Here is a 26,513-nt window from a genome sequence, read left to right on the forward strand (position 1 = left end):
GCGACCCCGACCCGGTGACGCCCACCGCCCGCAAGGGGCGGCGGGCGTCCCACTCCTACCAGGCGTCCCACTCCTACCAGGCGTTCCGCTCCTACCAGGCGTAGGACTCCGGGGCGGGCTTGCTGCCGTTCGGGCCGGGGGCCGGGAACAGCTCGTCCAGCTTCGCCAGGACCTCGTCGTCGAGCGCGATCTCGACCGACCGGAGCGAACCGTCCAGCTGCTCCATCGTGCGCGGGCCGATGATCGGCGCCGTCACGCCCTCCCGGTGCAGCAGCCACGCCACGCCCAGGTGCGCCGGGTCCTCACCCAGGTCGGCGGCCAGCTCCTCGTACGCCTCCACAGCGTCGCGGTGCTTCTCCAGGGCCTTGGCGCTGCGCTCGCTGGTCCCCCGCGACCCGCCGCCCTCGCGCTGCTTGCGCAGCACGCCGCCCAGCAGACCGCCCTGCAACGGCGACCACGGGATCACGCCGAGGCCGTAGTGCAGCGCCGCCGGCAGCACCTCCAGCTCGACGAAGCGGTTCAGCAGGTTGTAGATCGACTGCTCGCTGACGAGGCCGAGGAAGTGCCGCTCGCGCGCGGCCTCCTGCGCCTGCGCGATGTGCCACCCGGCGAAGTTGGACGACCCGAAGTAGACGACCTTCCCCTGCTGCCGCAGCACGGAGAACGCCTCCCAGATCTCCTCCCACGGGGTGTTGCGGTCCACGTGGTGCATCTGGAGGAGGTCGATGTGGTCGGTCTGGAGCCGCCGCAGCGACTCCTCCGCCGAGCGCCGGATGTGCAGGGCGGACAGCCGGCCCTCGTTCGGCCAGTCCCCCATGTCGCCGTACAGCTTGGTCGCGATCACGGTCTTCTCGCGCCGGCCACCGCCCTGCGCGAACCACCGGCCGATGATCTGCTCGGTGACGCCCTCGCCCTTCTGCCAGCCGTAGACGTTGGCCGTGTCGAAGAAGTTCAGGCCGTGCTCGTGCGCGCGGTCCATGATGGCGTGGCTGTCGGCCTCGGACGTCTCCGGGCCGAAGTTCATCGTCCCCAGGCACAAGCGGGACACGGAGAGGCCGGAACGGCCGAGCTGGGTGTACTCCATGCCACCAGCCTGCCCCAGGTCGTGGGGTTCGACCACCGGGGACGAACGGCGGTCCCGGGAACGGGTCAGCGCACCCGGACGCCCTCCCGCCACACCGCGTGCGTCAGGGGCACGCCGGGGCGGTAGGCGAGGTGCGTCGCGGAAGGTGCTTCGAGCACGTGGACATCGGCCCGCGCGCCGACCGCCAGGTGGCCGACGTCGGTCCGGCGGAGCGCTCGCGCGCCGCCCAGGGTCGCGGCGGTGACGGCCTCCTCCACCGACATGCGCATCTGGAGCACGGCGGTGGCCACGGCGAAGGCCATGGACGTCGTGTACGAACTGCCGGGGTTGCAGTTGCTGGCCAGGGCGACGGTCGCGCCCGCGTCGAGCAGGCGGCGCGCGGGGGCGAGGGGTTGCCTTGTCGACAAATCGCACGCGGGCAACAGGGTGGCGACGGTCGCCGAGTGCGAGAGCACTTCCACGTCCGCGTCCGACAGGTAGGTGCAGTGGTCGACGCTCGCCGCCCCCACCTCGACCGCCAGCCGCACGCCCGGCCCCTCGCCCAGTTGGTTCCCGTGCACGCGCAGCCCGAGCCCCTTGGCCGCCGCCGCGCGCAGGACCGTCCGCGACTCGTCCTCGTCGAACGCCCCGCGCTCGCAGAACACGTCCGCCCACCGTGCGTGAGGCGCCACGGCGTCGAGCATCGCGCCTGCTGCGAGAGATACGTAAGCATCTTTGTCAACGTCCTCGGGCACCAGGTGGGCGCCGAGGAACGTCACCTCGTCGACCAGTTCCGACGCGATGCGCGCCGACCGGACCTCATCGGCGACGGTCAGGCCGTAGCCGGTTTTGGTCTCGATGGTGGTGGTGCCTTGACGAGCGGCTTCTTCGACGTGCTTGAGCACGTTTGCGATGAGCGCGTCGTCGGACGCCTCGCGCGTCGCGCCCACGGTCACCATGATGCCGCCGGCGGTGTACGCCTGGCCCGCCATGCGGGCCTCGAACTCGGCGGTGCGGTCGCCCGCGAAGACCAGGTGGGTGTGGCTGTCCACCCAGCCGGGGAGGACCGCGCGGCCGGCCGCGTCGACCCGGGTGTCGGCGGGCGGGGCGGCCGAGGCCGGGCCCACCCACCGGACGTGCGAGTCGAAGACGATCGCCGCATCGGTCAGGCGGCCCAGCTCGGGGTCGTTGGTCGTCAGTTCACCGATGTTGGTGACCAGCGTGCCGGCGCTCACCGTCGCACGAACCGCTGCCAGGCGTCGGCGGGGAACGCCAACCGGCCGCCGCTCGGCGACTTCGAGTCCCGCACCGCCACCAACGGCGGGGAGAACGCCACCTCGACGCAGTTGTCGTTCCCGCCGCTCCCGCTGCGACTGCTCTTGCGCCAGATCGGACCGGTCACGTTCACGGTGGGCCGCCCTCTCACTCGAACTCGGCACGAACCCGCTCGATCAAGGCGACCGACTCGGGTGGAGCCAGGGCGAGTCCGAGCAGATTGTTGAACAACACTGTAGCCCGGGAGACCTGTTCCGGATCTTCGCTGTGCAGCGCCCCCGTCGCGTAGGACACGTAGAGCAGGGGCGATTCCGCCGGATCGGGGAAGTGGAGGAGGGTGAAGGGACCGCGCTGCCCCGCATGGGCCCCGATGGTCCGCGGCAGCACCCGGAGGTCGACCGTTTCCAACTCGGCCGCCATCACCAGGTACTCCAACTGCCCCCTCATCAGGGCACCGCTCCCGATGCGTTGGCGCAGCGCGGTTTCGTCGACCAGGGCGGTCAGGTGCAGGGGGTTCTCCTCGGCGGTCAGCCGGCGTTGGCGCACCATCCTGACCTTGACGTGGGCGGCCAACTCCGGCTTGCTCCAGCGCTGGCCGCTCTCCAGCACCGCACGGGCGTAAGCCTCGGTCTGGAGGAGGCCGGGGACGTGCAGGAGGGTCAACTCCCGCACGGCCACCGCCTCGGTCTCTATGTCGACATATCCCATGTTGCGGAGGCCGTAGGTGGTCCACCAGCCGGGCTTCAGGGCCTCGCGCACCTGGTCGAGCAGGTCCGGCGCGTAGTGGTCGTAGACGTCCATCATCGTGCGGGCCAGGTGGACGTCGACCTTGGTCTCCCCCGCCTCGATCCGGTACAGCGAGTTCCGGTGCTTGTCGAGGCGCGCGGCGGCGTCCTCGATGGTCATCCCGGCTTCCTCGCGCATCCGGCGCAAGCGGCGGGCCAACTTCCGGCGGCGGAACGACGGGCGGATCGGCATGGGGCCATGATGGGCGGGTGGGGTCCCGGAACCGGGAATCCCGTTACCCGATCAGGTGACTGCTCCCCTGCGGCTCAGGTGAGCACTTCCCGCAGCGCCTCGCGCAGCAGCCTCGGCACGTCGCCGAGCGTCTCGTGCACGCCGTCCCGCGCGATCACCCGGCCGCCGACCACGACGACGGACACGTCCGACGCGGTCGCCGCCATCACGACCTGGTCCGGTTCCACCCCCGTCGTGCGCACGGAGTCCAGCCTGACCGACACCAGGTCGCACGGCGCGCCGACCTCGATGCGCCCCGCCTCCGGCCACCCGATCGAGGCGTGGTTGGTCAGCGCCGCGAGCAGCTCCGCCGGGCTGAACCGCCCCCTGCGGCCGGTGCGCAGCCGTTCGCCGTGCTCCAGCGCCCGGGCTTCCGCCAGCAGGTCCACCACGGCGTGCTGGTCGCTGCCCAGGGACAGCGGCGACCCGGCGTCGGCCAGTTCGCGGGCCGGGCCGATGCCGTCGGCCAGGTCGGCCTCCGTGGTGGGGCAGAAGCAGACCCCGGAGGACGCTCCACCCAGCAGGGAGATGTCCTCGGGCGTCAGGTGGGTGCCGTGGACGGCGGTGGTGCGGCCGGTGAGGGCGCCGGCCTCGGCGAGCAGGCCGGTGGGCGTCAGGCCGTACGCGTCGAGGCACGCCCGGTTCTCGGCCGGCTGCTCCGACAGGTGCACGTGCAGCGGCCGGTCCGGGAACGCGCCCGCCACCAGCGGCAGCAGCTCGCGCGGCACGGCCCGCACGGAGTGGATGGCCGTGCCGATCCGCATCCCGTCGTCGGCGCGCAGCGCGGCGACCCGGTCGAGCCAGCGGTCGCCGGTGCCGTCGGAGAACTTCGCCTGCACGCCCCGCACCGGCTCGCCGATGCCGCCCGCCAGGTAGCAGGCGTCCAGCAGGGTGATGCGGACGCCGGCGTCGCGGGCGGCCTGGCGCAGCGCCTCGGCCATCTCGTTGCCGCCGGCGTGCAGGTAGTGGAACTCGCCGACGGCGGTCACGCCGGCCACCGCCATCTCCGCGTACACCGCGCGGGCCAGCCGCAGGTAGCTGTCCGGCGTCAACCGGTCGGCCAGCTCGTACATGGCGTCGCGCCACGTCCAGAACGTGCCGCCGCCGCCGTGCGTGCGCCCGCGCAGCGCCCGGTGGAACGCGTGCGAGTGCGCGTTGGCGAACCCGGGCAGCACCAGGCCGTGCAGCCGCTCCACACCGAGCGGGATGGTGTCCACCGTGGACACGGAGGTGATCCGGCCGCGGTCCACGCGCACCAGGACGCGGGGGGCGACGCCGTCCGGCAGCCACGCCCGTTCGCACCAGTAGCTCCTCACCGGGCGGTTCCCGCGGACGCCAGGTGCTCCAGGGTCGCGGCCAGCGCCACCACGCCCGCCGCGCAGTCGTCCGCCTCGGCGAACTCGGCGGGCGCGTGGCTCACCCCCGTGGGGTTGCGCACGAACAGCATCGCGGTCGGCACGTGCGCGGCGAGGATGCCCGCGTCGTGCCCGGCCCCGGTGGGCAGGGCGGGGGTGTCCTCACCGATGGCTCGTCGCACGTCGGCCATCAAAGCAGGGTCGAAGAGCACCGTGCCACCCCAGCTCTCCTCGGCGACCCGCACCTCGCACCCCTCGTCGGCGGCGGCGAGGCGGGCGGCGGAGGTGATCCGCTCGACCACCTCGCGGGTGCGCGGCTCGTCGTCGGCCCGCGCGTCGAGCCACACGTCGACGGACGAGGCGATCACGTTCGTGCCGCCGGGGTTGGGCACGATCCGGCCCACGGTCGCCCGCGCCCCGTCACTGGCGGCCTGCCGCGCGGCCACCACCAACCGCGCGGCCGGGAGCATCGGGTCGCGGCGGTCCCCCATCACCGTCGCGCCGGCGTGGTTGCCCTCGCCGGTGAACGTGTAGCGCCACCGGCCGTGCGCCAGGATCGACGACGCCAGGCCCACCGGCACGTCCAGGCCCCGGCCCTGCTCGACGTGCAGCTCGACGAAGGCGCTCGTGCGGGCCAGGGCAGGTGCGTCGGGTCCCATCCGAAGGGGGTCGAAGCCCGCCGCGTGGGCCGCTTCGCCGAACGTGACCCCGTCCGCGTCGGTCAGCCGGGCCGCCGCCTCGGGCGTGATCGCGCCGGTCATCAGCCGCGACCCCAGGCAGGCGACGCCGAAGCGCCCGCCCTCCTCCTCCACGAACACCACGATCGCCAACGGCCTCGCCGGCCGGAACCCCCGGGAACGCAGCAGGTCCACGGCCCGCAACGCGGACACCACGCCCAGCGGCCCGTCGAACGCCCCGCCGCCGGGCACCGAGTCCAGGTGGCTGCCGGTCACCACCGCGCCGGGCCCCGGCGCGCCCCACCACGCCCACAGGTTGCCGTTGCGGTCCGGCCGCACGTCCAGCCCGCGCCGCCGCGCCTCCTCGGTGAACCACTCGCGCAGCTCCAGCTCCACCCGGTCGAACCCGTGCCGCGAGTACCCGCCGCGCCGGGCGTCGCGGCCGACGTCGGCGAGGTCCGCGAGGTCGGTCACCGCTCACCGGCCATCGGGACGACCACACCGCGCTCGGCGGCCACGTCGACCGCCCGCTGGTAGCCCGCGTCCACGTGCCGGATCACGCCCATGCCCGGGTCGTTCGTCAGCACCCGCTCGATCTTGCGCGCGGCCAGCTCCGAACCGTCGGCCACCGTGACCTGCCCGGCGTGGATCGACCGCCCGATGCCGACCCCGCCGCCGTGGTGCAGCGACACCCAGGTCGCCCCGGACGCCGTGTTGACCAGCGCGTTGAGCAGCGGCCAGTCGGCGATGGCGTCCGAGCCGTCCGCCATCGCCTCGGTCTCCCGGTACGGGGACGCGACCGAGCCGCAGTCGAGGTGGTCGCGGCCGATGACGACCGGCGCGGACAGCTCGCCCGACGCGACCATCTCGTTGAACTTGAGCCCGGCCCGGTGGCGCTCGCCGTAGCCGAGCCAGCAGATGCGGGCGGGCAGGCCCTGGAACTCGACCCGCTCGCCGGCCATCCTGATCCACCGCGCGAGCTTCTCGTCCTCGGGGAACAGCTCCAGGACCGCCCGGTCGGTGGCGGCGATGTCGGCCGGGTCGCCGGACAGCGCGGCCCAGCGGAACGGGCCCTTGCCCTCGCAGAACAGCGGCCGGATGTAGGCGGGCACGAAGCCGGGGAAGTCGAACGCCCGCTCGCAGCCGCCGAGCTTCGCCTCGCCGCGGATCGAGTTGCCGTAGTCGAACACCTCGGCGCCGCGGTCGAGGAACCCGACCATCGCCTCCACGTGCCGCGCCATCGACGCCCGCGCCCGGTCGGTGAACTCCTCGGGCTTCCTCGCCGCGTAGTCGGCCCAGTCGTCGACCGACACGCCGACCGGCAGGTACGCCAGCGGGTCGTGCGCGGAGGTCTGGTCGGTGACGACGTCGACCGGCACGTCGCGGCGCAGCAGCTCCGGCAGCACCTCGGCGGCGTTGCCGATGACGCCCACGGACAGCGCGCGGCCCTCGGCCTTCGCCGCCAGCACGCGGGCGACCGCGTCGTCCAGGTCGTCGGCGACCTCGTCCAGGTAGCGGGTCTCCACGCGGCGGCGGGCGCGGGCCGGGTCGGCCTCGACGCACAGCGCGACGCCCTCGTTCATGGTCACCGCGAGCGGTTGCGCGCCGCCCATGCCGCCCAGGCCGGCCGTCACCGTCAGGGTGCCCTTCAGCGTGCCGCCGAACCGCTTGTCGGCCACCGCGGCGAACGTCTCGTAGGTGCCCTGGAGGATGCCCTGGGTGCCGATGTAGATCCACGAGCCGGCCGTCATCTGGCCGTACATGGTCAGCCCCTCGGCCTCCAGCCGGCGGAACTCCGGCCAGTTCGCCCAGTCGGGCACGAGGTTGGAGTTGGCGATCAGCACGCGCGGCGCCCACTCGTGGGTGCGCATCACGCCCACCGGGCGGCCGGACTGCACGAGCAGCGTCTCGTCGTCGGCCAGGTTCGCCAGCTCGCGCGAGATGGCGTGGAAGCTCGGCCAGTCGCGGGCCGCCTTGCCGGTGCCGCCGTAGACCACCAGGTCCTCGGGGCGCTCGGCGACGTCCGGGTCCAGGTTGTTGTGGAACATCCGCAGCGCGGCCTCGGTGGGCCAGCTGCGCGCGGTCAGCTCGGTTCCTCGTGCGGCGCGGACCATCAGATCGCTCCATTCCGGATGAGTTCCTCGGCGGCGGCGATCTCCGGGGCGAGGTGGCGGTCCGGGCCGGGGCCCGGGACGTGCTCGCGGAGCGTCGCGACGGCCGCCGCGGTGGCGGGTGCGGGCGTGAGCGGGTGGCGCAGGTCCAGCGCGCGGGCCGCGGTGAGCAGCTCGATCGCGAGGACCCGGCGCAGGCCGTCGACGGCCTGGCGCAGCTTGCGGGCGGCGGACCAGCCCATCGAGACGTGGTCCTCCTGCATGGCGCTGCTCGGGATGGAGTCCACCGAGGCGGGCACGGCCAGGCGCTTGAGCTCGCTCACGATCGCCGCCTGCGTGTACTGGGCGATCATGTGGCCCGAGTCGACGCCCGGGTCGTGCGCCAGGAACGGCGGCAGGCCGTGCGAGCGGTTCACGTCGAGCATCCGATCGGTGCGGCGCTCGGCGATGCTCGCCACGTCGGCGACCGGGATGGCCAGGAAGTCCAGCACGTAGGCGAGCGGCGCGCCGTGGAAGTTGCCGTTGGACTCGACCCGGCCGTCGGCCAGCACCACCGGGTTGTCGATGGCGGAGGCCAGCTCGCGGTCGGCGACCACCTCGGCGTAGGCGACGGTGTCGCGGGCCGCGCCGTGCACCTGCGGCGAGCAGCGCAGCGAGTAGGCGTCCTGGACGCGCGTGCAGTCCGGGCCGCGGTGGCTCTCCACGATCTCCGAGCCGCGCAGGAACCCGGCCATCCGCCGCGCCGAGAGGCCCTGGCCGGGGTGGGGGCGCAGCGCGTGCAGGTCCTCGGCGAACACGCGGTCGGTGCCCAGCAGGGCCTCCACGCTCATCGCCGCGGTCAGGTCGGCCACGTCGAGCAGGTGGTGCAGGTCGTGGATCGCGAGCACCAGCATGCCGAGCATGCCGTCGGTGCCGTTGATCAGCGCCAGGCCCTCCTTCTCGGCCAGGCGGACCGGCGTGATCCCCGCGTTCGCCAGGGCCTCGGCGGCGGGCAGCAGCACCCCGTCGGCGTCGCGCGCGAACCCCTCGCCGGTCAGCGCGAGGGCGGCGGCGGACAGCGGGGCCAGGTCGCCGGAGCAGCCCAGCGAGCCGAACTCGTGCACGACGGGCGTGATGCCCGCGTTGAGCATCGCGGCCATCGCCCCGGCGGTCTCCGGGCGGACGCCGGTGTGCCCGGTGGTGAGGGTCTTCAGGCGCAGGAGGACCAGCGCGCGGACGACCTCGCGCTCCACCTCGGGCCCCGAGCCGGCCGCGTGCGAGCGGACCAGGGACTGCTGGAGGGCGGCCCGGCGGTCCGGCGGGATGTGCCGCACCGCCAGGGCGCCGAACCCGGTGGAGACGCCGTAGGTCGGCTGCTCGGCGGACGCCAGGCGCTCGATGTGGGCCCGCGCGGCGGCGACCGCCTCGCGGGCGGACTCCGTGATCTCCACGCGCGCGCCACCGCGGGCGACGGCGTGGACGTCGTCGCGGGTCAGGGGCTTGAGGCCCAGCTGCACGGGTTGCTGCATGGGCCCATCCCACCCCGGTTCCCGGGCCCGCACGACCCGGGAACCCCCGATGGTGTCTGGTATCCCAGACGGCCTACCAGCGGGCGAACCAGTCCACCCTGGGGCTCGGGTCGGTCGTGACCTGCCCGGCCACCTCGGCCAGCTCGTCCTCGGTGCCCAGGTCGTCCGGGGCGCCCGGGGCGCGCTGCACGGCCAGGTACCGCGCCGGGCGCAGCTCCACGACCAGCACGCCGCGCTCCGGGTAGAAGGAGGCGGGGCGCCCGAGCGCGGTGGTCCGCCGGGGCTCGCCGACCTGGCCGTCGCCGCTGCCGAAGCTGACCACGTAGGGGCGACCCCGGTGCTCGCCGCCGGCCTGCGCGGTCCACCGGTCCAGGCCCGTGCCGTGGAGGGAGAACCCCGTCGAGCCGTTCAGCGACACCGGCACCGGCATCGGCCTGTCGTCGCGCGCGGTCGACTCCGCGATCGACTTCATCACCGCGCGCGGGTCGGCCACGCCCTGCGGCGACAGGGACAGGAAGCGGGTCGGCTCGGGCTGCCAGTACAGCAGGTCCCCGATGTAGAAGGCCGGTGCGCCGCGGACGGTCGTCCGGTCCGCCGGGGCCGCCTCCGCCATCCGGGCCGTGAGCATCTCCACGTCCTGGAACTTCACGCCGAACGTGATCACCTGCGTGCTCCCGCCGGGCCCCTCGTAGCCGCGCTCGACGCCGTACGCCGCGTAGCTCCGCAACTGCTCGACGAACCCCGGGGGCATCCACGCGGGCGAGTACTCCAGCGACACGGTCCGCACCGCCGGGCCGGGGGCGGACGTCGACGTGGCGGAGATGGCGGGTGGCGCGGTCTCGGCGACCGGGCGGGTGGTGACCGCCGTGATCGCGACGGTGGCCGCGGCGGCCGTGGCGGCGGTCGCGAGGACCAGGAACAGCGGCTTGCCGGACCTGCGCGGCCGGTGGAGGGCGGCCAGCACGGGGCCGGGCGGCGGGGTGCGCTCGGCGCGCAGCTCCAGGGCGTCCCGGAGCAACTTCTCGGTGCCGGTCTTCCAGGCGTCGTTCACAGCGCCTCCTTCACCCGGTGCGCCGCGCGCAGCGTGGCCAGCGCGCGGGAGACGTGACTGCGGACGGTGACCTGGGAGCAGCCCAGGACCGCGGCGATCTCGGTGTCGTCGTACCCCTCGTAGTACCGCAGCACGACGGCCGCCTTCTGCTTGCGGGGCAGCTTGTCGACGTGCTGGAGCATCGCCTCGCGCTCGTCGTAGCGGTGCGAGACGTCGGGATCGGGTGGGTCCACGTCGCTCAGCGGCACGTGCGGCCGCAACCGCCGCCGCCAGCTCAGGTACTCGTTGGTGACCATCTTCTTGAGGTAGGCGACCGGCGCGTCCACCGCCGCGATGCGCGCCCACCGCTGCTGGGCGCGGAGGAGGACCTCCTGGACCACGTCCTGGGCCAGGTGCGGGTCGCCGGTCAGCACGGTCGCGTAGCGCAGCAGCGGGGTGACCTGCGCGGTGGCGAAGTCCTCGAAGCTGGTCGTCATACCCCTCCAATGCGGTCCGCCGCCGATTTGTTGAGAATGGGCCCGTGGGCGGCAGCAGCGACGTGCCGGCACTGCGGCGCGGCCTCGCGGTGCTGCGGCTGCTGGCCAGCAGACCGGGGCCGCTGTCGGCCGCCGCCGTGGCGCGCGAGCTGGCGCTGCCCCGCTCGACGACCTACCACCTGCTGGCCGAGCTGGCCGCCGCCGGGTTCGCGACCCACTTCCCCGAGGAGCGGCGCTACGGGCTGGGCGTGGCCGCGTTCGAGCTCGGCTCCGCCTACCTGCGGCACGACCCGCTGGAACGGCTCGCGCGCCCCCTGCTGCGGCGGCTCGTGGACCTCGTCGGGCGGACCGCGCACCTCGGCGTGCTGCACGGCGCGGAGTCCCTCTACCTGGTGCGCGAGCAGCCCCGGCAGCCCACGACGATCGTGTCGGACGTCGGCGTGCGGCTGCCCGCGCACCTGACCGCGTCCGGCCGGGCCGTCCTGGCGCACCTGCCCGCGGCGCAGGTGCGCGCCCTGTTCCCGGGGGTGTCGTCGTTCGTCGACCGGACCGGGCGCGGCCCCGCCGACCTGCCCGCCCTGCGCCGCCTGCTGGTCGCCGAGCGCCGGCGCGGCTGGGCCGTGGAGGACGGCTACGTGACGGCCGGGTTCGCGTCGGTGGCGGCGCCCGTCTTCGACCACGGCGAGCGGCCGATCGCGGCGATCACGGTCACGTTCCGGCACGTGTGCGAGGCCGAGTGCGGCGGGACGTGGCCGGACCTGGCGGCGGAGGCGCGGCGCACGGCCGACGAGCTGACCTCGCGGTTGCGGTAGGGCGGTCGCGGTGGGGCCGGTCGCTCCCGGCGCAACGGCGGCGGCCCCGGTCCGGGTGGACCGGGGCCGCCGCGGGGGGTCGGGACGGGTGGGGCTAGAACGAGACGGTCTTGAGGAACTCGGCGGCCACGTTGGCCGCGGTCTTCTTGTCCACGTCCACCTGCTTCACGAGGTCGGCGAGGTTCTCGGTGGTGAGCGCCGCCGAGACCTTGTCCAGCGCCGCCTTGCCCTTGGCGTCGACCGCGTCGGACCGCAGCAGCGGCACGATGTTCTGCGCCGGGTACATGACCTTCGGGTCCTCCAGCTCGACGAAGTCGTTCGCCGCGATGTCGGCCGACGTCGTGTAGAGGTTGATCACCTGCACGGTGCCGTTCTTCAGCGCGTCCACGGTGATCGGGCCGCCCGCGTCGGTGGTCTTGATCTCGGTGAACGAGACCCCGTACAGCTCGTTGACCTTGCTCTCCCAGCGCTGGGCCCACTCGCCCGCCGCGCCGAGCACGTACTTGCCCGAGCCGAGGTCGGCGATGGACTTCACGCCGCTGTCCGCGGTGGCCTTGGTGACCACCAGGACGTCCTTGTCCTCCGCCTCGGACTTGGCCAGCACCTCCAGGCCGGACGGCGTCTTCGACTTCAGCGCCGCGTAGACCTCCTCCGCCTCGGTGGCGGTGTTGGCCTTGTCGAAGTAGTTGAGCAGGTTGCCCGTGTACTCCGGCACCACGCCGAGCGACTTGTCCTGCAACGCCTTGACGAGCAGTTCGCGGGCGCCGATGCCGGCCTTGACCGTCGCCTTCCCACCGGCGGCGTTCAGCGCCCCCGCGTAGATCTCGGCGAGGATCTTGTTCTCGGTGAAGTCGGCCGAGCCGACCACGACCTCACCCGACGCGGCCTGCTGGTCGCTCCCGCTCAGGTCCTCCGCGGACCCGCAGGCGGAGACCACCAGTGCGGCCGACGCGACGATGACGGCCAACGTGCGCTTCATGCCGTGCTTCCTCCTGAATCGACGAGCACCGGTTCCTCCCGGCGCCGACGCCTCGACGGTCCCCGCGCGGCACGCGCGGACACCCGCAAACCCGTCGGCACGACCAGCCGACCGACGAGCGCGAGCAGGACGTCGAGCGCGACCGCGAGCAGCGCGATGAGGACCGCGCCGCCCACGAACTGCCCGTAGTCCAGCACCCGCAGCCCGTCGAGCAGCGGACGCCCCAGCGTCTCGATGCCCACGTACGCCGCGACCGAGGCGGTCGCGACGACCTGGAGCGTGGCGTTGCGCAGACCGCCCACCAGCAGCGGCAGCGCGTTGGGCACCTCGACCCGCCACAGCCGCTGCGCGCCGGTCATGCCCATGCCGCGCGCCGCGTCCACGACCCCGCGGTCGACGTCCTGGATGCCCGCGTAGGTGCCCGCCAGGATCGGCGGGACGGCCAGCACGACCAACCCGATCAGCACGCCGGCCGTGCCGCCGCCCGCGACCAGGTACAGGAACGTGACCAGGCCGAGGGTGGGCAGGGCGCGCAGGGCGTTGCCCGTGCCGACGAGCACGACGCCGCCGCGGCCCGTGTGGCCGACGAACAGCCCGAGCGGCACGGCGACGGCCGCCGCGCCCAGGACCGCGCCGAGGCAGTACAGCAGGTGGGTGCCCACCCGCACCGGGATGGACTTGGTGCCGGTCCAGTTGGCCGGGTCCAGCAGCCACGCGAGCGCGTCCGCGAAGATCACCTGGTCACCCCCGCCCACGGGGTGAGCCGGTTGCGCAGCAGCACCAGCAGCAGGTCGACCACGAGGGCCAGCAGCAGGGTCAGCACGATGCCGATGACGATCGGCGCGAGGTAGCGCTGGCGGAACCCGTCGGTGAACAGCGTGCCGAGGCCGCCGGTGCCGATGAGCGCGCCGACGCTGACCAGGCTGATGTTGCTGACCGAACCGACCCGCACGCCGGCCGCGAGCACCGGCACGGACAGCGGCAGCTCCACGGTGAGGAAGCGGCGCACCGGCCGGAAGCCCATCGCGGTGGCGGCGGCCGTGACGTGCGCGGGCACCGCGTCGAGCGCCTCGGCGACGGGGCGCACGAGCAGCGCGGTCGTGTAGACGGTGAGCGCGATGACGACGTTGAGCGGGTCGAGCACCCGGGTGCCGAGGATCGCCGGGATGATCGCGAACAGGGCCAGCGACGGGATCGTGTAGACGATGTTCGACACGCCGATCAGCGCCGCGTTGAGCCGGCGGAACCGGTGGCACAGCAGGCCGAGGACGATCGCCAGCAGCACGGACACGACCAGCGGCACCAGCGACAGGTAGACGTGGTCGAGGAGCATGTCGAGCAGCGCCGCGCGGGTGCCGGCGTCGCTCAGGTAGGTCACGACGTCACCCACGGCGGCCCTCGATCACGTCGAGGACCTGCCGGGCGGTGACGACGCCGGCCAGCCTGCCGCCGGCGTCGACGGCCACGCCGAGCCGCGACGGCGAGGACAGCGCCGCGTCCAGGGCGCCGCGCACGGGCGCGCCCACCTCGTAGAGCGAGCCGCCGGGCACCGCGGCGCCGTCGGGCGCGACCCAGCCCTGCGGCCTCTTGTCGGCGTCCACGACGAGCCGCCACCCGTCGCCGGGCGCGGCGGGCGACCCCTCCGGCACGGTGGGCACGTCCGACACCACCACGCCGGAGGGGTCCACGAAGGACAGGCTGCGGTAGCCGCGGTCCTTGCCGACGAAGGACGCGACGAAGTCGTCCGCGGGACGGGTCAGCAGCTCGACGGGCGGCGCGTACTGGGCGAGCACGCCGCCGGTCCGGAACACCGCGACCTTCTCGCCGATGCGCACGGCCTCGTCGATGTCGTGCGTGACGAACACGATGGTCTTGTCCAGCTCGGCCTGGAGCCGCAGCAGCTCGTCCTGCAACCCCTCGCGCACCACCGGGTCGACGGCGCTGAACGGCTCGTCCATCAGCAGCACGGGCGGGTCCGCGGCGAGCGCGCGCGCCACGCCGACGCGCTGCTGCTGGCCGCCGGAGAGCTGCGCGGGGTAGCGGCGGCCCAGCTCGGCGGGCAGGCCCACCAGCTCCAGCAGCTCGGCGGCGCGCTCGCGGGCCCTGCGGCGCGTCCAGCCGGTGAGCAGCGGCACGGTGGCGACGTTGTCCAGCACCGTGCGGTGCGGGAACAGGCCGGCCTGCTGGATGACGTACCCGATGCCGCGGCGCAGGGTCGGCGGGTCCACGTCGGAGACGTCCTCGCCGTCCACCAGGATCGTGCCGGAGGTGGGGTCGATCATCCGGTTGACCATGCGCAGCGACGTGGTCTTGCCGCAGCCCGACGGTCCTACGAAGACCGTGATCGTGCCCGCCTCCACCACGAGGTCCAGCCCGTCCACCGCCGTGGTCCCGCCGTCGAACCGCTTGGTCACGTCGCGGAACTCGATCACCCGGGGTCCTCTCGCCGATGGTCGTCAAGCGTCGGTCGACCCTAGCCCGTTAGCCCGACCGTGGCACGGCGTTCCAGATTCCGGTCAGTAGGCTGCACCGGTTGTGGCAACCGAACTAGTCCGCGCGCTCCTGGCCGAGCGCGGCGCGCACGCCCGAGGGCTCCGCCGCGTCGTCGACCTGCTCGCCGGCGACTGGCACCCGTTGGCCGAGCTGGTGCGGCTCCCGGCGGTGCCCCGGCGCACCGTGCAGGAGCTGCTGACCGCGATCGGCGACGACCTGGACACCGACGGCGACCGGTACCGGCTCTCCCCCGCGCACGCCGCCGACTACGCCGGGTTCGGCGTGGGCGGCGACGACCTCGTGGACCCGTTCGGCGCGCTGCTGTCCCGGCACACCGCGCAGCTGCGCACGATCCTCGCCGACATCGCCGACGTGCCGCCGCCGCTGGCCGCGCTGGACCACGTGCAGGCGACGGCGGAGACCGCGCTGAAGCGCGCGCTGTGGCTGGACACCACCTACGACCTGGCCGGCCGCACGCTGCTGTGCCTGGGCGACCACGACCTCACCTCGCTCGCGGTGTGCTCGGTGAACCCCGACGTGCGGGTGGTCGTGGTCGACGTGGACGACCGGCTGCTGGAGTACGTGGACGCGCGGGCCGCCGAACGCGGCCTGTCGATCACCACCGTGCACGCGGACTTCCGGTTCGGCCTGCCGCCCGCCGTGCTGGAGTCGGCGGACCTGGTGTTCAGCGACCCGCCCTACACGCCGGAGGGCATGGCGCTGTTCGCCGGGCGGGCCGTCGAGTGCCTCGCCGACCCGGGCCGCGGGCGGGTGCTGCTGGCGCACGGGTTCAGCGACCGCACGCCCGCGCTGGGGCTGAAGGTGCAGCAGGAGCTGCAACGGCTCGGGCTCGTGTTCGAGGCGATCCTGCCCGCGTTCCACCGGTTCGACGGCGCGCAGGCCATCGGCAGCGCGGCCGACCTGTACGTGTGCCGGCCCACGTCGCGCCGACCGGTGGCGCCCGCGCGCACCTCCATCTACACGCACGGCCCGCAGTCGGTGGAGGCGTCCGGTCCCGGGTCGGAGGCGTTGGAGGCGCTGGTGGACCTCGCCCCGCGCCCGGAGTCCTCGCCGCCGCCGAAGCCGCGTCGGCCCGGCTGGGCGGAGCCGGTCGGCAAGGGCGCGGCGTCGCTCGCGGTGGACCTGTCCGGCGACCCCGGGCCGTGGCTGCTGCGCACCCTGCTCGCCTGCTCGCCGGGCCGGATGGCCGCGCTGGTGCCGAACAACCACCCCGACGTGGCGTCCGAGAAGGGGCAGAAGGGCCTGGCCTCGTTGGTGGGCACCAGGTTCGCGCTGCGGTACCTGCGGTCCACGCCGGACGGCAAGCACTGCGTCGTGGTGGCCGACCAGGTGCTCGCGGGGACCCTGGACACCGGTGGCCTGGCCGTGCGCGAGGTGCTGGTGCGGGCGCACGGCAAGCTCGGCAACGTGTGGCGCGAGGCGCTGGTCACGGCGTCGCGCGGCGCGCTGACCAAGCGCGAGGCGAGGCAGCGGATCGAGGAGGCGGTGGGCGAGTCGGACGACCTGGAGCTGCGGCTGATCGACCTGCCGCGCCACCGGATCGCCGCCCTGCTGCCGCTGGTCGCCGAGTCGGCGCGCTGACGGCCCCGGGCCTGCGGGGCTCAAGGGCTACTGCGGCTCAGGGGTTCGGTGACGGGGGCGCCCCGAGCGAGGCCGCCAGCTCCTCCAGCCTGCCCAGGATGCGGGCGACCGCGCGCAGCAGCTTCAGCACCTGCTCGGTGATCCGCTCCAGCACCGCCGCCGCCCGGCCGACCGCCCACGCCGCGAACGCCGCCACCGACGCCCCGGCGCTCGCCTCCGCCGCCGCCAGCGCCACCGCGGCGTTGCGGACCGCCTCGCGGGCGAACAGGACGACGAGGTCGCGCACCATGCCGCGCACGGCGGCGGTGACGGTGCCCGCCGTGGACACGTGGTCGGCGACCGCGGCGCAGGCGCGGGACGCCTCCTCGGCCTCGTCCGCCGACTCCAGCCGCGCCCGCCGGAACGCCTCGGCCGCGCGCGGCGCCCAGCCGGTCACCTCGACGCGCACCTCGTAGCGGCGGTCGCGGGCGAGGCGGTCCAGGTCGAGCGACGCCTGCCGCCAGCGCGCGACCGCCTCCTTGATCCGCGCGCCGTCGCCCTCCAGCCAGTCCAGCGGGGCGCGCAGGAAGCGCACGTGCTCGACCAGCCAGCCCACCCCGGCCGCGTCGAGCGCCTCGAACGGGTCCAGCGCGAGGCCCAGCGTGTCCAGCCAGGCGGCGGCCAGCCCGCGGCCCGGCGCGGCCGTACCCCCGCACCTCGGGGCGTCGACCCGGCTGTCGACCAGCGCGCGGCGGACGTCGTCGACGACGCGGGCGGCGTCCTCGGCGAAGGGGCGCAGCAGCAGGCCGAACGCGTCACCGCCCAGGTCGGCGCGGGCCAGGCCGGCGGCCACCCCGTCCGACCGGGAGCCGCCGGGGTCGCCGGAGCGGGAGCCGCCGGCGTGCGCGCGCAGGTCGAGGTCGCTCACCGCCGGGCCGTCCCCCCGCCCTCGTCCGGTTCGCGCCGGTCCGGTTCGCGCCGGTCCGGTTCGTCCCAGCCCCGCAGGCTGCGCGGCAGCGGCAGGTCGGGGGCGGCGTCCGGCACCTCCTCCGCGCGCACGGCGGGCGGCGGCAGCAGCGGCACGCGCGCCACCGGCTCGTCGGCCGGGAGGAAGCCGGTCAGGAAGTCCATCGCCTCGGTGCCGCCGAACTCGGGCTCGACGACCTCGGCCACCCGGCGCGCCACCTCGGCCTGCGCCCGGCGGACGGTCGCCAGCACCAGCTCGCCCAGCAGCTCGTCGGGCACCTCGCCGGACCGGGCGAACGCGATGTCGCGCAGCGCCCCGTTGGGGGCGACGGTCACGGTCACCGCGCCGTCCGGCGAGGAGGCGGTGGCCGACGCGGCGCGGATGCCCTCGCGCACCTCGCGCGAACGCCGGGCGAGGTCACGCGCCTTCGCCTCCAGGTCCGCGATCATCCGTTCCGGGTCCACGCACGTCCCCCCACTGCCGGCCGTCACCCGATCGTGGAGTATCGCGGATCAACCGGCGCGGGGTATGTGCAGGGGTCCGAGGGCGAGGATCGCGCGGAACTCCTTCGGCGGCACCGGTCGGGAGAACAGCCAGCCCTGGTAGGCGTCCACGCCGACGCCGCGCAGCACGTGGAACTGGGTCGCGGTCTCCACGCCCTCGGCCACGCACTTGCGGCCCATCGCCCGCGCCATGTCCACCACGGCCCGCGCCACCGCGAAGTCCGACGAGTCGTTGCCCACGCCGGACACGAACCGCCGGTCGACCTTGATGATCTGCGCCGGGAGGTCCTTGAGCCGCGCCAGCGACGAGTAGCCGGTGCCGAAGTCGTCGACGGCGAACCGGATGCCGCGCTCGACCAGCTCGTCCATCGACTGCCGCACCCGCGAGGGCAGGTCCACCAGGGCGGTCTCGACCAGCTCCAGCACCACCCGGTCCCACGCGATGCCGGTCTCGGCGATCGTGTCGGCGACGATGTCGACGAACTCCGGGTCGCCCGGCACCAGGCCGGCCAGGTTCACCGCCACCGACACCGGCTGGTCGCCCGGCGACGGCCACGTCGACGCCTCCTTCAGCGCCGTGCGCAGCACCCACCGGTCCAGCTCGCGCAGCAGGTCGCCCTGCTCGGCCACCGGCAGGAAGATGTCCGGCGGCAGCAGGCCGCGGTCCGGGTGCGGCCAGCGCACCAGCGCCTCCGCCGTCTGCACCGACCCGTCCACGCCGACCACCGGCTGGAAGTGCAGCGCCAACCCGTCGTGCTGGAGCGCTTCGCGCAGCTGCCCCTCCAGGTGCACCTGCCGGTCCGCCGACGCGATCAGCGCCGCCGACGCCAGCGACACCCGGCCCGCGCCGGACCGCTTCGCCTCGAACATCGCCGCGTCCGCGAACCGCAGCAGGTCGTTGCCGGTCGCCCGGGACCCGTTGGGCACCGCCGCGCCGATCGACGCCGACACCCGCACCAGCTGCCCGTGCACCGGCACCACCGTGCGCAGCAGGCTCGCCACCGTGGTCGCCAGCTTGTCCACGCCGCCGACGTGGTCGATGTTCTCGCAGATGATCACGTACTCGTCGCCGGACAGCCTGGCCGCCGTGCAGCCGTCCGGCAGGCCGCCCTCCAGCCGGCGGGCCAGCGCGACCAGCAGCTCGTCGCCCGCGTCGTGGCCCAGCGAGTCGTTGACCCGCTTGAAGTTGTCGATGTCGCAGAACAGCACGGCCACCTTCGACCGCTCCGGCGACTCCAGCAGCGTCCCGAGCATCTCCTTGACCAGCGCCCGGTTGGGCAGGCCGGTCAGCTCGTCGTGCGTGGCCTGGTGGCGCAGCGCCTCGGCGGTGCGGCGGCGCTCGGTGATGTCCTGGAAGACGATCAGCCAGAACCGGCGGCCGTCGTCCTGCACGGACAGCGCGACGTGCAGCTCGCAGTAGACCTGCACGCCGTCGCGGCGCACCAGGATGCGCTGCGGCACCTTGTGCGTGCGCTCGGCGCCCACCGCGGACATCTCGTCGATCGACGGCAGCGGGTTGCCGACGTCGTCGGGGTGCGTGAGGTCGCCCGCGGTCATCCCGCGCAGCTGCTCCAGGTCCATGCCGAGCAGGTCGCACAGGGCGTCGTTGGCGTCGACGAGCCGCTCGCCCTCGTCGAACAGGCCGATGCCGACGGGCGTGAGCGACACCAGGTCGGCGAACCGCTGGCTCGACCTCTTCATCCGGGTCTCGGTCGCGCGCTGCTCGGTGATGTCCTGGGCGGTGCCGACGGCCAGCGGGAGCCCGTCCGGGCCCTTGACCACCACGCCGTAGCAGCGGAACACGCGCACCGCGCCGTCCCGGCGCACGATGCGGTGCTCCAGCTGGATCGGCCGCTCCCCGGTCGCCAGCTGCTGCCACAGGTCGTCGACCCAGGCGCGGTCCTCGGGGTGCACCAGGTCCAGGTAGGTCTGGTAGCGGGTGTGCTCCTCGCGCGGCACGCCGAACAGCAGCGTCATCATGTCCGACCACAGCACGTCGCCGGTCTGGAGGTTCCACTCCCACACGCCGAGCTGCGCGGCCTTCTGCGCGTCGGCGAGCCGCCGCCGGTCCTCGCGCAGCTGGCGCTCCAGCGCGCGGGCGTCGGTCACGTCCTGGACGGTGCCGTGCAGCCGGCGGACCCGGCCGCCCTCGAACTCGGCGCGGGCGCGGCACACGTAGACGCGGTCGCCCAGCTCGCTGCGCACCTCCACCTCCAGCGTGCGGCCCGCGTCCGGGTCGCCGTCCCGGGGGCGCAGCAGCGCGCGGCGCAGGTCCTCCAGCCGGCCCCGGTCCTCCGGGTGCACGCCGCACAGCAGGTCGTCGTCGGGGAGGACGCCCAGCTCGGCGTACATCTCCAGCAGCACCTCGCTGCGGTGGACCCGGCCGGGCTGCGCCGCGACGGGCGACGCCTCGTAGCTCCAGCTGCCCATGCGCGCGATGCGCTGCGCCTCCAGCAGCCGGGCGCGCTCGGTCTCCAGGGCGCGGTCGGAGCGCCACTGGTCGGTGATGTCGCGGATGTAGCCGGTGATGAACTGGGTGCGCCCGTCCGAGCGCAGCTTCGCCTCGGCGACGCCCCTGATCCAGCGCAGGTCGCCGTCGGGCCGGTAGATGCGGTAGACGATGTCGATGGGGTTGCCGTCCAGCTCCCGGTTGGACCAGTAGCTGGCGACCATGTCGTAGTCGTCGGGGTGCACCACGTCCAGCACGGCCTGCGCGCCGGGCACGACCTCGTCGGGCTTGAGGCCCATCATCTCGTAGTGGGTCTCGGACCAGACCGTGACGCCGGTGTCCGGGTCGTACTCCCACGAGCCGATCTGCGCGACCCGCTGCACGGTGCGCAGCCTGCGCTGCTCGTCGCGCAGGTCCTCGGCGGCCCTGGCCAGGTCGGAGACGTCGACCAGGAGCACGGCGTGCAGGCCCGTGCCGGGCACGGGCATCCGGACCGCGCGGACCGGCAGGAGCGCGCCGTCGCCGCGGTGCAGGCGCAGGTCGTCGTGGTCGCCGAGCAGCAGCTCGCCGAGCGGGCGGCCGACCAGGTGGTCGGCGGAGGGGACGCGGGCCAGCTCGACCGCGGCGGGGTTGGCGCGCATGACGACGCCCTTGGGGTCGCACAGCAGCGTGGGTGCCTCGGGCATCGCCAGGCCGTCCAGCGCCACCCCGCCGTCCGGCGGGCGCGCAGGGTCGAGCACCACAGGAGCCCGTCCAACCCGCTTGGGCACGGTCCCACCTTCCCGTGTTCACGGCAGGGATGACCGGCCCGACCGCACCCGACCGCAGACCCCTGACGGGGTGCCCCTCTCCACGGGCAATATTCACCCGTGGGGAGGGACGGTAGCGCTTCGGAGCGTCATCGCCCACCCCCCAACGGGCTAACGAAACGTCACGTTAGTGAGTTCGTTGCCTTGTCGAGGGGTGTGGGCTCTGCGGCCGGAGCTCTCCCGACTCCGACACCGGTCAGGCTACTCCGTCCTGGCGGGCTGCCAAGGCCACGGCGGTGGCCACTTCAGGTCCGACGCGCGGGTCGAGGGCGCTCGGCACGATGCGGTCCGCGGCCAGGTCGTCCGAGGCCACGGCCGCGATGGCGTCCGCCGCGGCGAGCTTCATGTTCTCGGTGATCCGGGTGGCGCCCGCGTCCAGCGCGCCGCGGAAGATGCCGGGGAACGCGAGCACGTTGTTGATCTGGTTGGGGAAGTCGCTGCGCCCGGTGGCGACGATCGCGGCGTGCCGCGCGGCGACCTCCGGGTGGACCTCCGGGTCGGGGTTGGACAGCGCGAACACGACCGCGTCGTCGGCCATGCTCGCGATCAGGTCCTCGCCGACCCTGGACGAGGAGACGCCGACGAACACGTCCGCGCCGCGCAGCGCCTCGGCGATGCCGCCGCGCAGGCCGCTGCCGTTGGTGCGCGAGGCCAGCTCGGCCTTCACCGGGTTGAGCCCGTCGCGGCCCTCGTGCACGATGCCGCGCGAGTCGACCATCACGACCTCGCCGACACCGGCCGCGAGGAGGATGTTCGCGCAGGCCACGCCCGCCGCGCCCGCGCCGGAGATGACGACCCGCTGGTTCGCGGCGTCCTTGCCCAGCACGGTGTTGGCGCCGCGCAGCGCGGCCAGCGTGACGACCGCGGTGCCGTGCTGGTCGTCGTGCATGACCGGCACGTCCAGGGCCTCGATCAGCCGCTTCTCCAGCTCGAAGCAGCGCGGCGCGGCGACGTCCTCCAGGTTGACCGCGCCGAACGACGGGCGCAGCCGGACCAGGGTCTCCACGATCTCGTCGACGTCCGTGGTGTCGAGCACCAGCGGGATCGAGTCGAGGCCGCCGAAGGTCTTGAACAGGGCCGCCTTGCCCTCCATGACGGGCAGCGACGCGCTCGCGCCGATGTCGCCCAGGCCCAGCACGGCGGTGCCGTCGCTGACCACGACGACCAGCCGGTGCGCCCACGTGTAGCGGGCGGCCAGGGCCGGCTCCTCGGCGATGGCCTGGCTGACCCGGGCCACGCCGGGCGAGTAGGCGATGGACAGCGCGCGCGAGTCGGCCAGCGAGGCGGTGACGCTCACGCCCAGCTTGCCGCCCTCGTGGGCGCTGAAGATCTCGTCGTCGGTGAGTTCGGCGGTGGTCGGTTTCTCGTTCACTGCGGTCACGGGAGTCCCTCCTGCGGTGCGCGATTCCTGCGGCGCACCGGGACCGGCGTTGTCACGCGGGTCGACGGGGCCTGGCTGCGGGCTCCGGCACGCGGTGGCGCGCCGTCCCTGGGGGTGGTGTCGGGCAAGCATGGCAGCGACAAGGGGTGCTGTCTGCGACGGGGGTCACAGTCTTTCCGCAGGTCAGAGCGGGTTTTCGCAGAACGTACGTCCGGTTTTCTGCACCGACCGGTCAGTTTCCGCAGGCAGGATCGGTCAAGAGCCGGCAGGTCCTAGGGTGTTCGCCATGCAGGCACGTGAGTTGAAAATCCCCGGCGCTTTCGAGTTCACACCTTCGGTGTTCCCCGACGAACGGGGCCTCTTCGTCGCACCGTTCCAGGAGGCGGCGTTCGTCGAGGCCGTGGGCCACCCGCTGCGGGTCGCGCAGACCAACCACAGCGAGTCGCGGCGCGGGGTCGTCCGGGGGCTGCACTACGCCGACGTGCCGCCCGGCCAGTCGAAGTACGTGCACTGCCCGCGCGGCCGGCTGCTCGACGTCGTGGTGGACCTGCGGGTGGGGTCGCCGACGTTCGGCGAGTGGGACGCCGTGGAGCTGTCGCCCGACCGGTTCAACTCGGTCTACGTCCCCGAGGGCCTCGGCCACGCGCTGATGGCGCTGGAGGACGGCACGGTCACGTCGTACCTGTGCTCGGAGGGCTTCAACCCGAAGGCCGAGCGCGCCGTCAACCCGCTGTCGCTCCCCCTGCCGTGGCCGGCCGACGTGGAGCCCCTGCTCTCGCCCAAGGACGCCGCCGCGCCGACGGTGGACGAGGCCCGCGAGGCCGGCCTGCTGCCGTCCTACGACGAGTGCACGGCCTGGTACGCGAAGCTGCGCGGCTGAGTCGCCGTCCCGGCCGCGCGGCCGGGACGGCGGCCCGGTCAGCGCAGCCGGCGGGGGCGCGGCCACAGGCGGTACCGGACCACCCCGACCACCTCGGCCGCGCCCAGCGTCCGCGAGTCCGTCGTCCCGAAGGGGTTGTCGCTCTCGACGTACCACCCCCCGCCGACCTCGCGCACGGCCCGCTTGACCGACAGCTGCGCGGGCCGGGCGCGCCACCTGACCAGCACGAGATCACCCGGTCTCGGCGGTCTCCGGTAGGCGACGACCACGACGTCACCGTTCCGCAGGGTGGGCGACATGGACGGCCCGACCACCCGAACCAGCGGCAACGGGTTGGCCTCCGACGGTGCCAACGATCACCTCCACCTGCTCGCGCCCCGGCCCCGGAGTAGGGTTCCGCACGTCGGAGCATCCACTGTCAGGGAGGAAAGATGCGACTTCTGTCGCGCATCCGTTCACTCCGCCGCCCGCTCCTGGAGGCCACCGCGCACTGCGACCTCCCGTGCGGTGTTTACGACCCGGCCCAGGCCCGGATCGAGGCCGAGTCGGTCAAGGCGATTCAGGAGAAGTACCAGGCGAACGAGGACCCCGAGTTCCGCGCCCGTGCCATCCTGATCAAGGAGCAGCGGTCGGATCTCGTGAAGCACCACCTGTGGGTGCTGTGGACCGACTACTTCAAGCCGCCGCACTTCGAGAAGTACCCGGAGCTGCACGACCTGTTCAACCGGGCCACCAAGGCCGCCGGCGCGTCCGGCGCCAAGGGCTCCATGGACCCCGCCAAGGGCCAGGAGCTGCTCGACCTGATCGCCCAGATCGACAAGATCTTCTGGGAGACGAAGGCCGCAGCCTGAGCACGATCGCGGAGCGCTGACCAGCGGGGACCTTCCCGGTGGTCAGCGCTCTTCCTTGTCCGCGGCCTGTCCCGCCCCGCCGCGCCCGGCCTTCGTGAGCCCGCCTCACCACCGGCGGCGACTTCGGACAACCGGAGCCGCGAACGTGGCGCGGAGCACGTGTCGCACCGAGGCGGGTCGGGGGTGGCGTCCGTAAGATCGGCCCCGTGACCTCACACGTGTACCTCCTGCGGCACGGGCAGACGGAGTGGTCCGAGAGCGGGCGGCACACGGGGAGCACCGACATCCCGCTCACCGAGACCGGCGTGCAGCAGGCGCGGCGGGCCGGGGCGGTGCTCGCGCGGTTGCGCGGGACGGACCGGCCGCCGGCCCTCGCGCTGGCCAGCCCCCGGCAGCGGGCCTGGCGGACCGCCGAGCTGGCCGGGCTGCACGACGTCGAGCGCACCGAGGACCTCGCCGAGTGGGACTACGGCGACTACGAGGGCCTGACCACGCCGCAGATCCGGGAGACCGTGCCCGGCTGGACCGTGTGGTCGCACCCCACCCCCGGCGGCGAGACGGCCGAGCTGGTGCACGAGCGGGCCGTTCGGGTGCTGGAGGCGGCGCGCAAGGCGCTGGTGAGCGGTGACGTGGTGCTGGTCGGGCACGGCCACTTCAGCCGCGTCCTCATCGCCACCTGGCTCAACCTGCCGCCCAGCGAGGGTGTCCACTTCGGACTCGACCCGGCGGGCACGACGGTGCTCGGCGACGAGCGCGGCGACCCCCAGGTGCGCCGGCTGAACGTGCCGGCCTGGGAGTTCGACGTTGACTGACCCCCGGGTCCGCCGCATCCGGCCGGAGGACGTGCCCGCCGCCGTGCGCCTCGCCGAGGAGCTGGCCGAGTACGAGCGCGCCCGCGACGAGTGCCGGTTGACCGAGGCGCAGCTGCACGACGCCCTCTTCCGCGACGCACCCGCGCTGTTCGGCCACGTGGCCGAAGTGGACGGTCGCGTCGTCGGCACCGCCCTGTGGTTCCTCAACTTCTCCACGTGGCGCGGCACGCACGGCATCTACCTCGAAGACCTCTACGTCCAGCCGGCGCACCGCGGCAGCGGCCTCGGCAAGGCGCTGCTGACGGCCCTGGCCGAGGAGTGCGTCGCCCGCGGCTACGCGCGGCTGGAGTGGTCGGTGCTCGACTGGAACGCGCCCGCGATCGGCTTCTACAAGTCGCTCGGCGCGGTCCCGCAGGACGAGTGGACCGTCTTCCGCCTCACCGACGACGCCCTCACCCGACTGGGGCGGGACGGCTGACGGCCGCACCGCCGAGCGCGGCCTGCCGCACCACCCCGACCCACCACAGCACGGTGAACGCGATGACCGTCGGGTTCTTCAGGAACAGCAGCACGGCCAGGTAGGTCCGCCGCCACGCCTCGGGCAGCAGCGCGCCCGCGCCCTCCAGGCCGACGTCGAACACCAGGGCCGCCGCCGCCATCAGCACGACGTGCCACCCCAGCGACGGCCAGTGCCGCCGGGCGAACGCCCGTGCGCCGGCCCAGTCCGGCCGCTCACCGCGCACGGCCACCCGCCAGACCAGCACGACGAGCGCGACCCGCACCCCCGCCACCAGCACCTCGGACGCCAGGGCGAGGCCCGGCGGCAGGTCCCGGGTGACGACCACCAACCGCTGCGCGGACGCGACCAGCGACAGCCCCACGACCCAGCGCCAGTGCCGCAGGTAGAACCCGGCCGCCCAGCGCAGCACGTCGAGCGCCAACGACAGCTCCCGCACCCCAACCCCCTCAGTCAGTAAAGATTTTAGTTCAGTGTACTGAAATATCTGCCGAGGTAAAGTGACCGCCATGGACCACGGGCGCGAGCTGAGCACGGCGGTGGTCGCGTTCCACGAGGCGGTGGGCGCGCGCCTCGGCGTGACCGCGGTGGACCAGCGCGCGCTCGCGCTCATCGGCAGCAAGGGCCCCCTGAGCGCCGGCGAGCTGGCGAAGGAGATCAACCTGACGCCCGGCGCGGTCACCGGCGTGGCCGACCGGCTGGAGCGCGCGGGCCTGGTGCGCCGCGAACCCGACCCCGACGACCGGCGGCGGGTGGTGATCAGCGCGGTGCCCGGCGCGTTCGGCCGGGTGTTCGCGGGCCTGGCCGCGGCGATGGCCGAGCTGGGCGACCGCTACACGCCCGAGCAGCAGCGGGTGATCGCGGACTGGGTCGAGCGCGCGGTCGAGGTGCTCAAGGAGCAGACCCGGCTGCTCGGCGAGGGCGACGAGCCCAGGCCGTAGACCGC

The 26,513-nt window shown here is 74.0% G+C and carries 27 protein-coding genes; 7 read left to right on the plus strand and 20 right to left on the minus strand.

What is annotated here, in order from left to right; all coding sequences use genetic code 11:
• Nucleotides 1-91: 91 nt before the first annotated feature.
• The 10 genes from ACRAKJ_RS37455 to ACRAKJ_RS37500 all read right to left on the minus strand — a co-directional run bounded on the left by ACRAKJ_RS37455 (nt 92) and on the right by ACRAKJ_RS37500 (nt 10,533).
• Nucleotides 92-1,084 carry an aldo/keto reductase gene (locus tag ACRAKJ_RS37455; RefSeq protein WP_438925742.1) on the minus strand — a complete coding sequence of 331 codons (993 nt, stop codon included), beginning with the start codon at nt 1,082-1,084 and terminating at the stop codon, nt 92-94.
• Between the two features lie 65 nt (nt 1,085-1,149).
• A complete protein-coding gene (gene hutI, locus ACRAKJ_RS37460) occupies nt 1,150-2,298 on the minus strand; it encodes an imidazolonepropionase (RefSeq protein ID WP_438925743.1) in 1,149 nt (382 codons plus the stop codon).
• Nucleotides 2,295-2,465 carry a DUF397 domain-containing protein gene (locus ACRAKJ_RS37465; RefSeq protein ID WP_447008818.1) on the minus strand — a complete coding sequence of 57 codons (171 nt, stop codon included), beginning with the start codon at nt 2,463-2,465 and terminating at the stop codon, nt 2,295-2,297. Before ACRAKJ_RS37465 ends, hutI begins: the two co-directional genes overlap by 4 nt.
• A gap of 20 nt (nt 2,466-2,485) precedes the next feature.
• Nucleotides 2,486-3,316 carry a Scr1 family TA system antitoxin-like transcriptional regulator gene (locus ACRAKJ_RS37470; RefSeq protein WP_438925745.1) on the minus strand — a complete coding sequence of 277 codons (831 nt, stop codon included), beginning with the start codon at nt 3,314-3,316 and terminating at the stop codon, nt 2,486-2,488.
• A 74-nt stretch (nt 3,317-3,390) separates the two neighbouring features.
• Nucleotides 3,391-4,671 (minus strand): formimidoylglutamate deiminase, encoded by a 1,281-nt coding sequence (locus tag ACRAKJ_RS37475; protein WP_438925746.1) that lies wholly within the window; start codon nt 4,669-4,671, stop codon nt 3,391-3,393.
• A complete protein-coding gene (locus ACRAKJ_RS37480) occupies nt 4,668-5,861 on the minus strand; it encodes an allantoate amidohydrolase (protein ID WP_438925747.1) in 1,194 nt (397 codons plus the stop codon). Before ACRAKJ_RS37480 ends, ACRAKJ_RS37475 begins: the two co-directional genes overlap by 4 nt.
• Nucleotides 5,858-7,501 carry a urocanate hydratase gene (gene hutU / locus ACRAKJ_RS37485; RefSeq protein ID WP_438925748.1) on the minus strand — a complete coding sequence of 548 codons (1,644 nt, stop codon included), beginning with the start codon at nt 7,499-7,501 and terminating at the stop codon, nt 5,858-5,860. Before hutU ends, ACRAKJ_RS37480 begins: the two co-directional genes overlap by 4 nt.
• A complete protein-coding gene (gene hutH / locus ACRAKJ_RS37490; RefSeq protein WP_438925749.1) occupies nt 7,501-9,006 on the minus strand; it encodes a histidine ammonia-lyase in 1,506 nt (501 codons plus the stop codon). Before hutH ends, hutU begins: the two co-directional genes overlap by 1 nt.
• Nucleotides 9,007-9,079: 73 nt before the next feature.
• The gene (locus tag ACRAKJ_RS37495; RefSeq protein ID WP_438925750.1) at nt 9,080-10,057 is read right to left on the minus strand and encodes a hypothetical protein; all 978 of its coding nucleotides are present in this window, start codon (nt 10,055-10,057) and stop codon (nt 9,080-9,082) included.
• Nucleotides 10,054-10,533: a SigE family RNA polymerase sigma factor gene (locus ACRAKJ_RS37500; protein WP_438925751.1), complete on the minus strand. Its 480-nt coding sequence runs from the start codon at nt 10,531-10,533 to the stop codon at nt 10,054-10,056. Before ACRAKJ_RS37500 ends, ACRAKJ_RS37495 begins: the two co-directional genes overlap by 4 nt.
• Nucleotides 10,534-10,577: 44 nt before the next feature.
• On the opposite strand from ACRAKJ_RS37500, the gene ACRAKJ_RS37505 reads away from it, so the two are divergent.
• Entirely contained in the window at nt 10,578-11,345 is a 768-nt protein-coding gene (locus ACRAKJ_RS37505) for an IclR family transcriptional regulator domain-containing protein (protein WP_438925752.1), read from the plus strand.
• Between the two features lie 94 nt (nt 11,346-11,439).
• On the opposite strand, the gene ACRAKJ_RS37510 is transcribed toward ACRAKJ_RS37505, so the two are convergent.
• From ACRAKJ_RS37510 to ACRAKJ_RS37525, 4 genes are read right to left on the minus strand one after another with little or no spacing between them, the layout of a single operon-like run.
• On the minus strand, nt 11,440-12,324 hold the full coding sequence (locus ACRAKJ_RS37510; protein WP_438924263.1) for a glycine betaine ABC transporter substrate-binding protein: 885 nt from the start codon (nt 12,322-12,324) through the stop codon (nt 11,440-11,442).
• Nucleotides 12,321-13,058, minus strand: a complete 738-nt coding sequence (locus tag ACRAKJ_RS37515) for an ABC transporter permease subunit (RefSeq protein WP_438924295.1) — start codon at nt 13,056-13,058, stop codon at nt 12,321-12,323. Before ACRAKJ_RS37515 ends, ACRAKJ_RS37510 begins: the two co-directional genes overlap by 4 nt.
• Nucleotides 13,058-13,714: an ABC transporter permease subunit gene (locus ACRAKJ_RS37520; protein ID WP_438924264.1), complete on the minus strand. Its 657-nt coding sequence runs from the start codon at nt 13,712-13,714 to the stop codon at nt 13,058-13,060. Before ACRAKJ_RS37520 ends, ACRAKJ_RS37515 begins: the two co-directional genes overlap by 1 nt.
• Nucleotides 13,707-14,756 carry an ATP-binding cassette domain-containing protein gene (locus ACRAKJ_RS37525; RefSeq protein ID WP_438924265.1) on the minus strand — a complete coding sequence of 350 codons (1,050 nt, stop codon included), beginning with the start codon at nt 14,754-14,756 and terminating at the stop codon, nt 13,707-13,709. The genes ACRAKJ_RS37520 and ACRAKJ_RS37525 overlap by 8 nt, the downstream gene beginning before the upstream one ends.
• A gap of 103 nt (nt 14,757-14,859) precedes the next feature.
• On the opposite strand from ACRAKJ_RS37525, the gene ACRAKJ_RS37530 reads away from it, so the two are divergent.
• Nucleotides 14,860-16,419 carry a bis-aminopropyl spermidine synthase family protein gene (locus ACRAKJ_RS37530; RefSeq protein WP_438924266.1) on the plus strand — a complete coding sequence of 520 codons (1,560 nt, stop codon included), beginning with the start codon at nt 14,860-14,862 and terminating at the stop codon, nt 16,417-16,419.
• 37 nt (nt 16,420-16,456) lie between these two features.
• Here the strand turns inward: ACRAKJ_RS37530 and ACRAKJ_RS37535 are convergent, their stop codons facing one another.
• The 4 genes from ACRAKJ_RS37535 to ACRAKJ_RS37550 form a co-directional block, all read right to left on the minus strand.
• A complete protein-coding gene (locus ACRAKJ_RS37535; RefSeq protein ID WP_438924267.1) occupies nt 16,457-17,326 on the minus strand; it encodes a hypothetical protein in 870 nt (289 codons plus the stop codon).
• Nucleotides 17,323-17,829 (minus strand): YbaB/EbfC family nucleoid-associated protein, encoded by a 507-nt coding sequence (locus ACRAKJ_RS37540; RefSeq protein ID WP_438924268.1) that lies wholly within the window; start codon nt 17,827-17,829, stop codon nt 17,323-17,325. Before ACRAKJ_RS37540 ends, ACRAKJ_RS37535 begins: the two co-directional genes overlap by 4 nt.
• Before the next feature lie 48 nt (nt 17,830-17,877).
• The gene (locus ACRAKJ_RS37545) at nt 17,878-21,087 is read right to left on the minus strand and encodes an EAL domain-containing protein (RefSeq protein WP_438924269.1); all 3,210 of its coding nucleotides are present in this window, start codon (nt 21,085-21,087) and stop codon (nt 17,878-17,880) included.
• A gap of 235 nt (nt 21,088-21,322) precedes the next feature.
• Entirely contained in the window at nt 21,323-22,507 is a 1,185-nt protein-coding gene (locus ACRAKJ_RS37550; RefSeq protein ID WP_438924270.1) for a malic enzyme-like NAD(P)-binding protein, read from the minus strand.
• Nucleotides 22,508-22,793: 286 nt separating this feature from the next.
• Here ACRAKJ_RS37550 and ACRAKJ_RS37555 point away from each other — a divergent pair, with 286 nt between their 5' ends.
• Nucleotides 22,794-23,387, plus strand: coding sequence for a dTDP-4-dehydrorhamnose 3,5-epimerase family protein (locus ACRAKJ_RS37555; RefSeq protein WP_438924271.1), 594 nt, complete (start codon nt 22,794-22,796; stop codon nt 23,385-23,387).
• Between the two features lie 38 nt (nt 23,388-23,425).
• Here the strand turns inward: ACRAKJ_RS37555 and ACRAKJ_RS37560 are convergent, their stop codons facing one another.
• Nucleotides 23,426-23,740: a S24 family peptidase gene (locus ACRAKJ_RS37560; protein WP_438924272.1), complete on the minus strand. Its 315-nt coding sequence runs from the start codon at nt 23,738-23,740 to the stop codon at nt 23,426-23,428.
• A 78-nt stretch (nt 23,741-23,818) separates the two neighbouring features.
• Between ACRAKJ_RS37560 and sodN the strand changes: the two genes are divergently transcribed.
• From sodN to ACRAKJ_RS37575, 3 genes are all read left to right on the plus strand, one after another.
• Nucleotides 23,819-24,238 carry a superoxide dismutase, Ni gene (gene sodN / locus ACRAKJ_RS37565; RefSeq protein WP_306748469.1) on the plus strand — a complete coding sequence of 140 codons (420 nt, stop codon included), beginning with the start codon at nt 23,819-23,821 and terminating at the stop codon, nt 24,236-24,238.
• 206 nt (nt 24,239-24,444) lie between these two features.
• Nucleotides 24,445-25,050 (plus strand): histidine phosphatase family protein, encoded by a 606-nt coding sequence (locus ACRAKJ_RS37570; protein WP_438924273.1) that lies wholly within the window; start codon nt 24,445-24,447, stop codon nt 25,048-25,050.
• On the plus strand, nt 25,043-25,528 hold the full coding sequence (locus ACRAKJ_RS37575) for a GNAT family N-acetyltransferase (protein WP_438924274.1): 486 nt from the start codon (nt 25,043-25,045) through the stop codon (nt 25,526-25,528). Before ACRAKJ_RS37570 ends, ACRAKJ_RS37575 begins: the two co-directional genes overlap by 8 nt.
• Here the strand turns inward: ACRAKJ_RS37575 and ACRAKJ_RS37580 are convergent.
• A complete protein-coding gene (locus ACRAKJ_RS37580) occupies nt 25,503-26,006 on the minus strand; it encodes a hypothetical protein (RefSeq protein WP_438924275.1) in 504 nt (167 codons plus the stop codon). The genes ACRAKJ_RS37575 and ACRAKJ_RS37580 overlap by 26 nt on opposite strands.
• Nucleotides 26,007-26,076: 70 nt before the next feature.
• Between ACRAKJ_RS37580 and ACRAKJ_RS37585 the strand changes: the two genes are divergently transcribed.
• A complete protein-coding gene (locus ACRAKJ_RS37585) occupies nt 26,077-26,508 on the plus strand; it encodes a MarR family transcriptional regulator (RefSeq protein ID WP_438924276.1) in 432 nt (143 codons plus the stop codon).
• Nucleotides 26,509-26,513: the final 5 nt, after the last annotated feature.

This window comes from Saccharothrix sp. DSM 118769, assembly GCF_052936295.1.

Bases quoted from the DNA above. Each gene is read 5' to 3' on its own strand.
- ACRAKJ_RS37455 (WP_438925742.1), bottom strand. From the start codon at position 1,084: ATGGAGTACACCCAGCTCGGCCGTTCCGGCCTCTCCGTGTCCCGCTTG.
- ACRAKJ_RS37470 (WP_438925745.1), bottom strand. From the start codon at position 3,316: ATGCCGATCCGCCCGTCGTTCCGCCGCCGGAAGTTGGCCCGCCGCTTG.
- hutU (WP_438925748.1), bottom strand. From the start codon at position 7,501: ATGGTCCGCGCCGCACGAGGAACCGAGCTGACCGCGCGCAGCTGGCCC.
- hutH (WP_438925749.1), bottom strand. From the start codon at position 9,006: ATGCAGCAACCCGTGCAGCTGGGCCTCAAGCCCCTGACCCGCGACGAC.
- ACRAKJ_RS37500 (WP_438925751.1), bottom strand. From the start codon at position 10,533: ATGACGACCAGCTTCGAGGACTTCGCCACCGCGCAGGTCACCCCGCTG.
- ACRAKJ_RS37510 (WP_438924263.1), bottom strand. From the start codon at position 12,324: ATGAAGCGCACGTTGGCCGTCATCGTCGCGTCGGCCGCACTGGTGGTC.
- ACRAKJ_RS37555 (WP_438924271.1), top strand. From the start codon at position 22,794: ATGCAGGCACGTGAGTTGAAAATCCCCGGCGCTTTCGAGTTCACACCT.
- sodN (WP_306748469.1), top strand. From the start codon at position 23,819: ATGCGACTTCTGTCGCGCATCCGTTCACTCCGCCGCCCGCTCCTGGAG.
- ACRAKJ_RS37585 (WP_438924276.1), top strand. From the start codon at position 26,077: ATGGACCACGGGCGCGAGCTGAGCACGGCGGTGGTCGCGTTCCACGAG.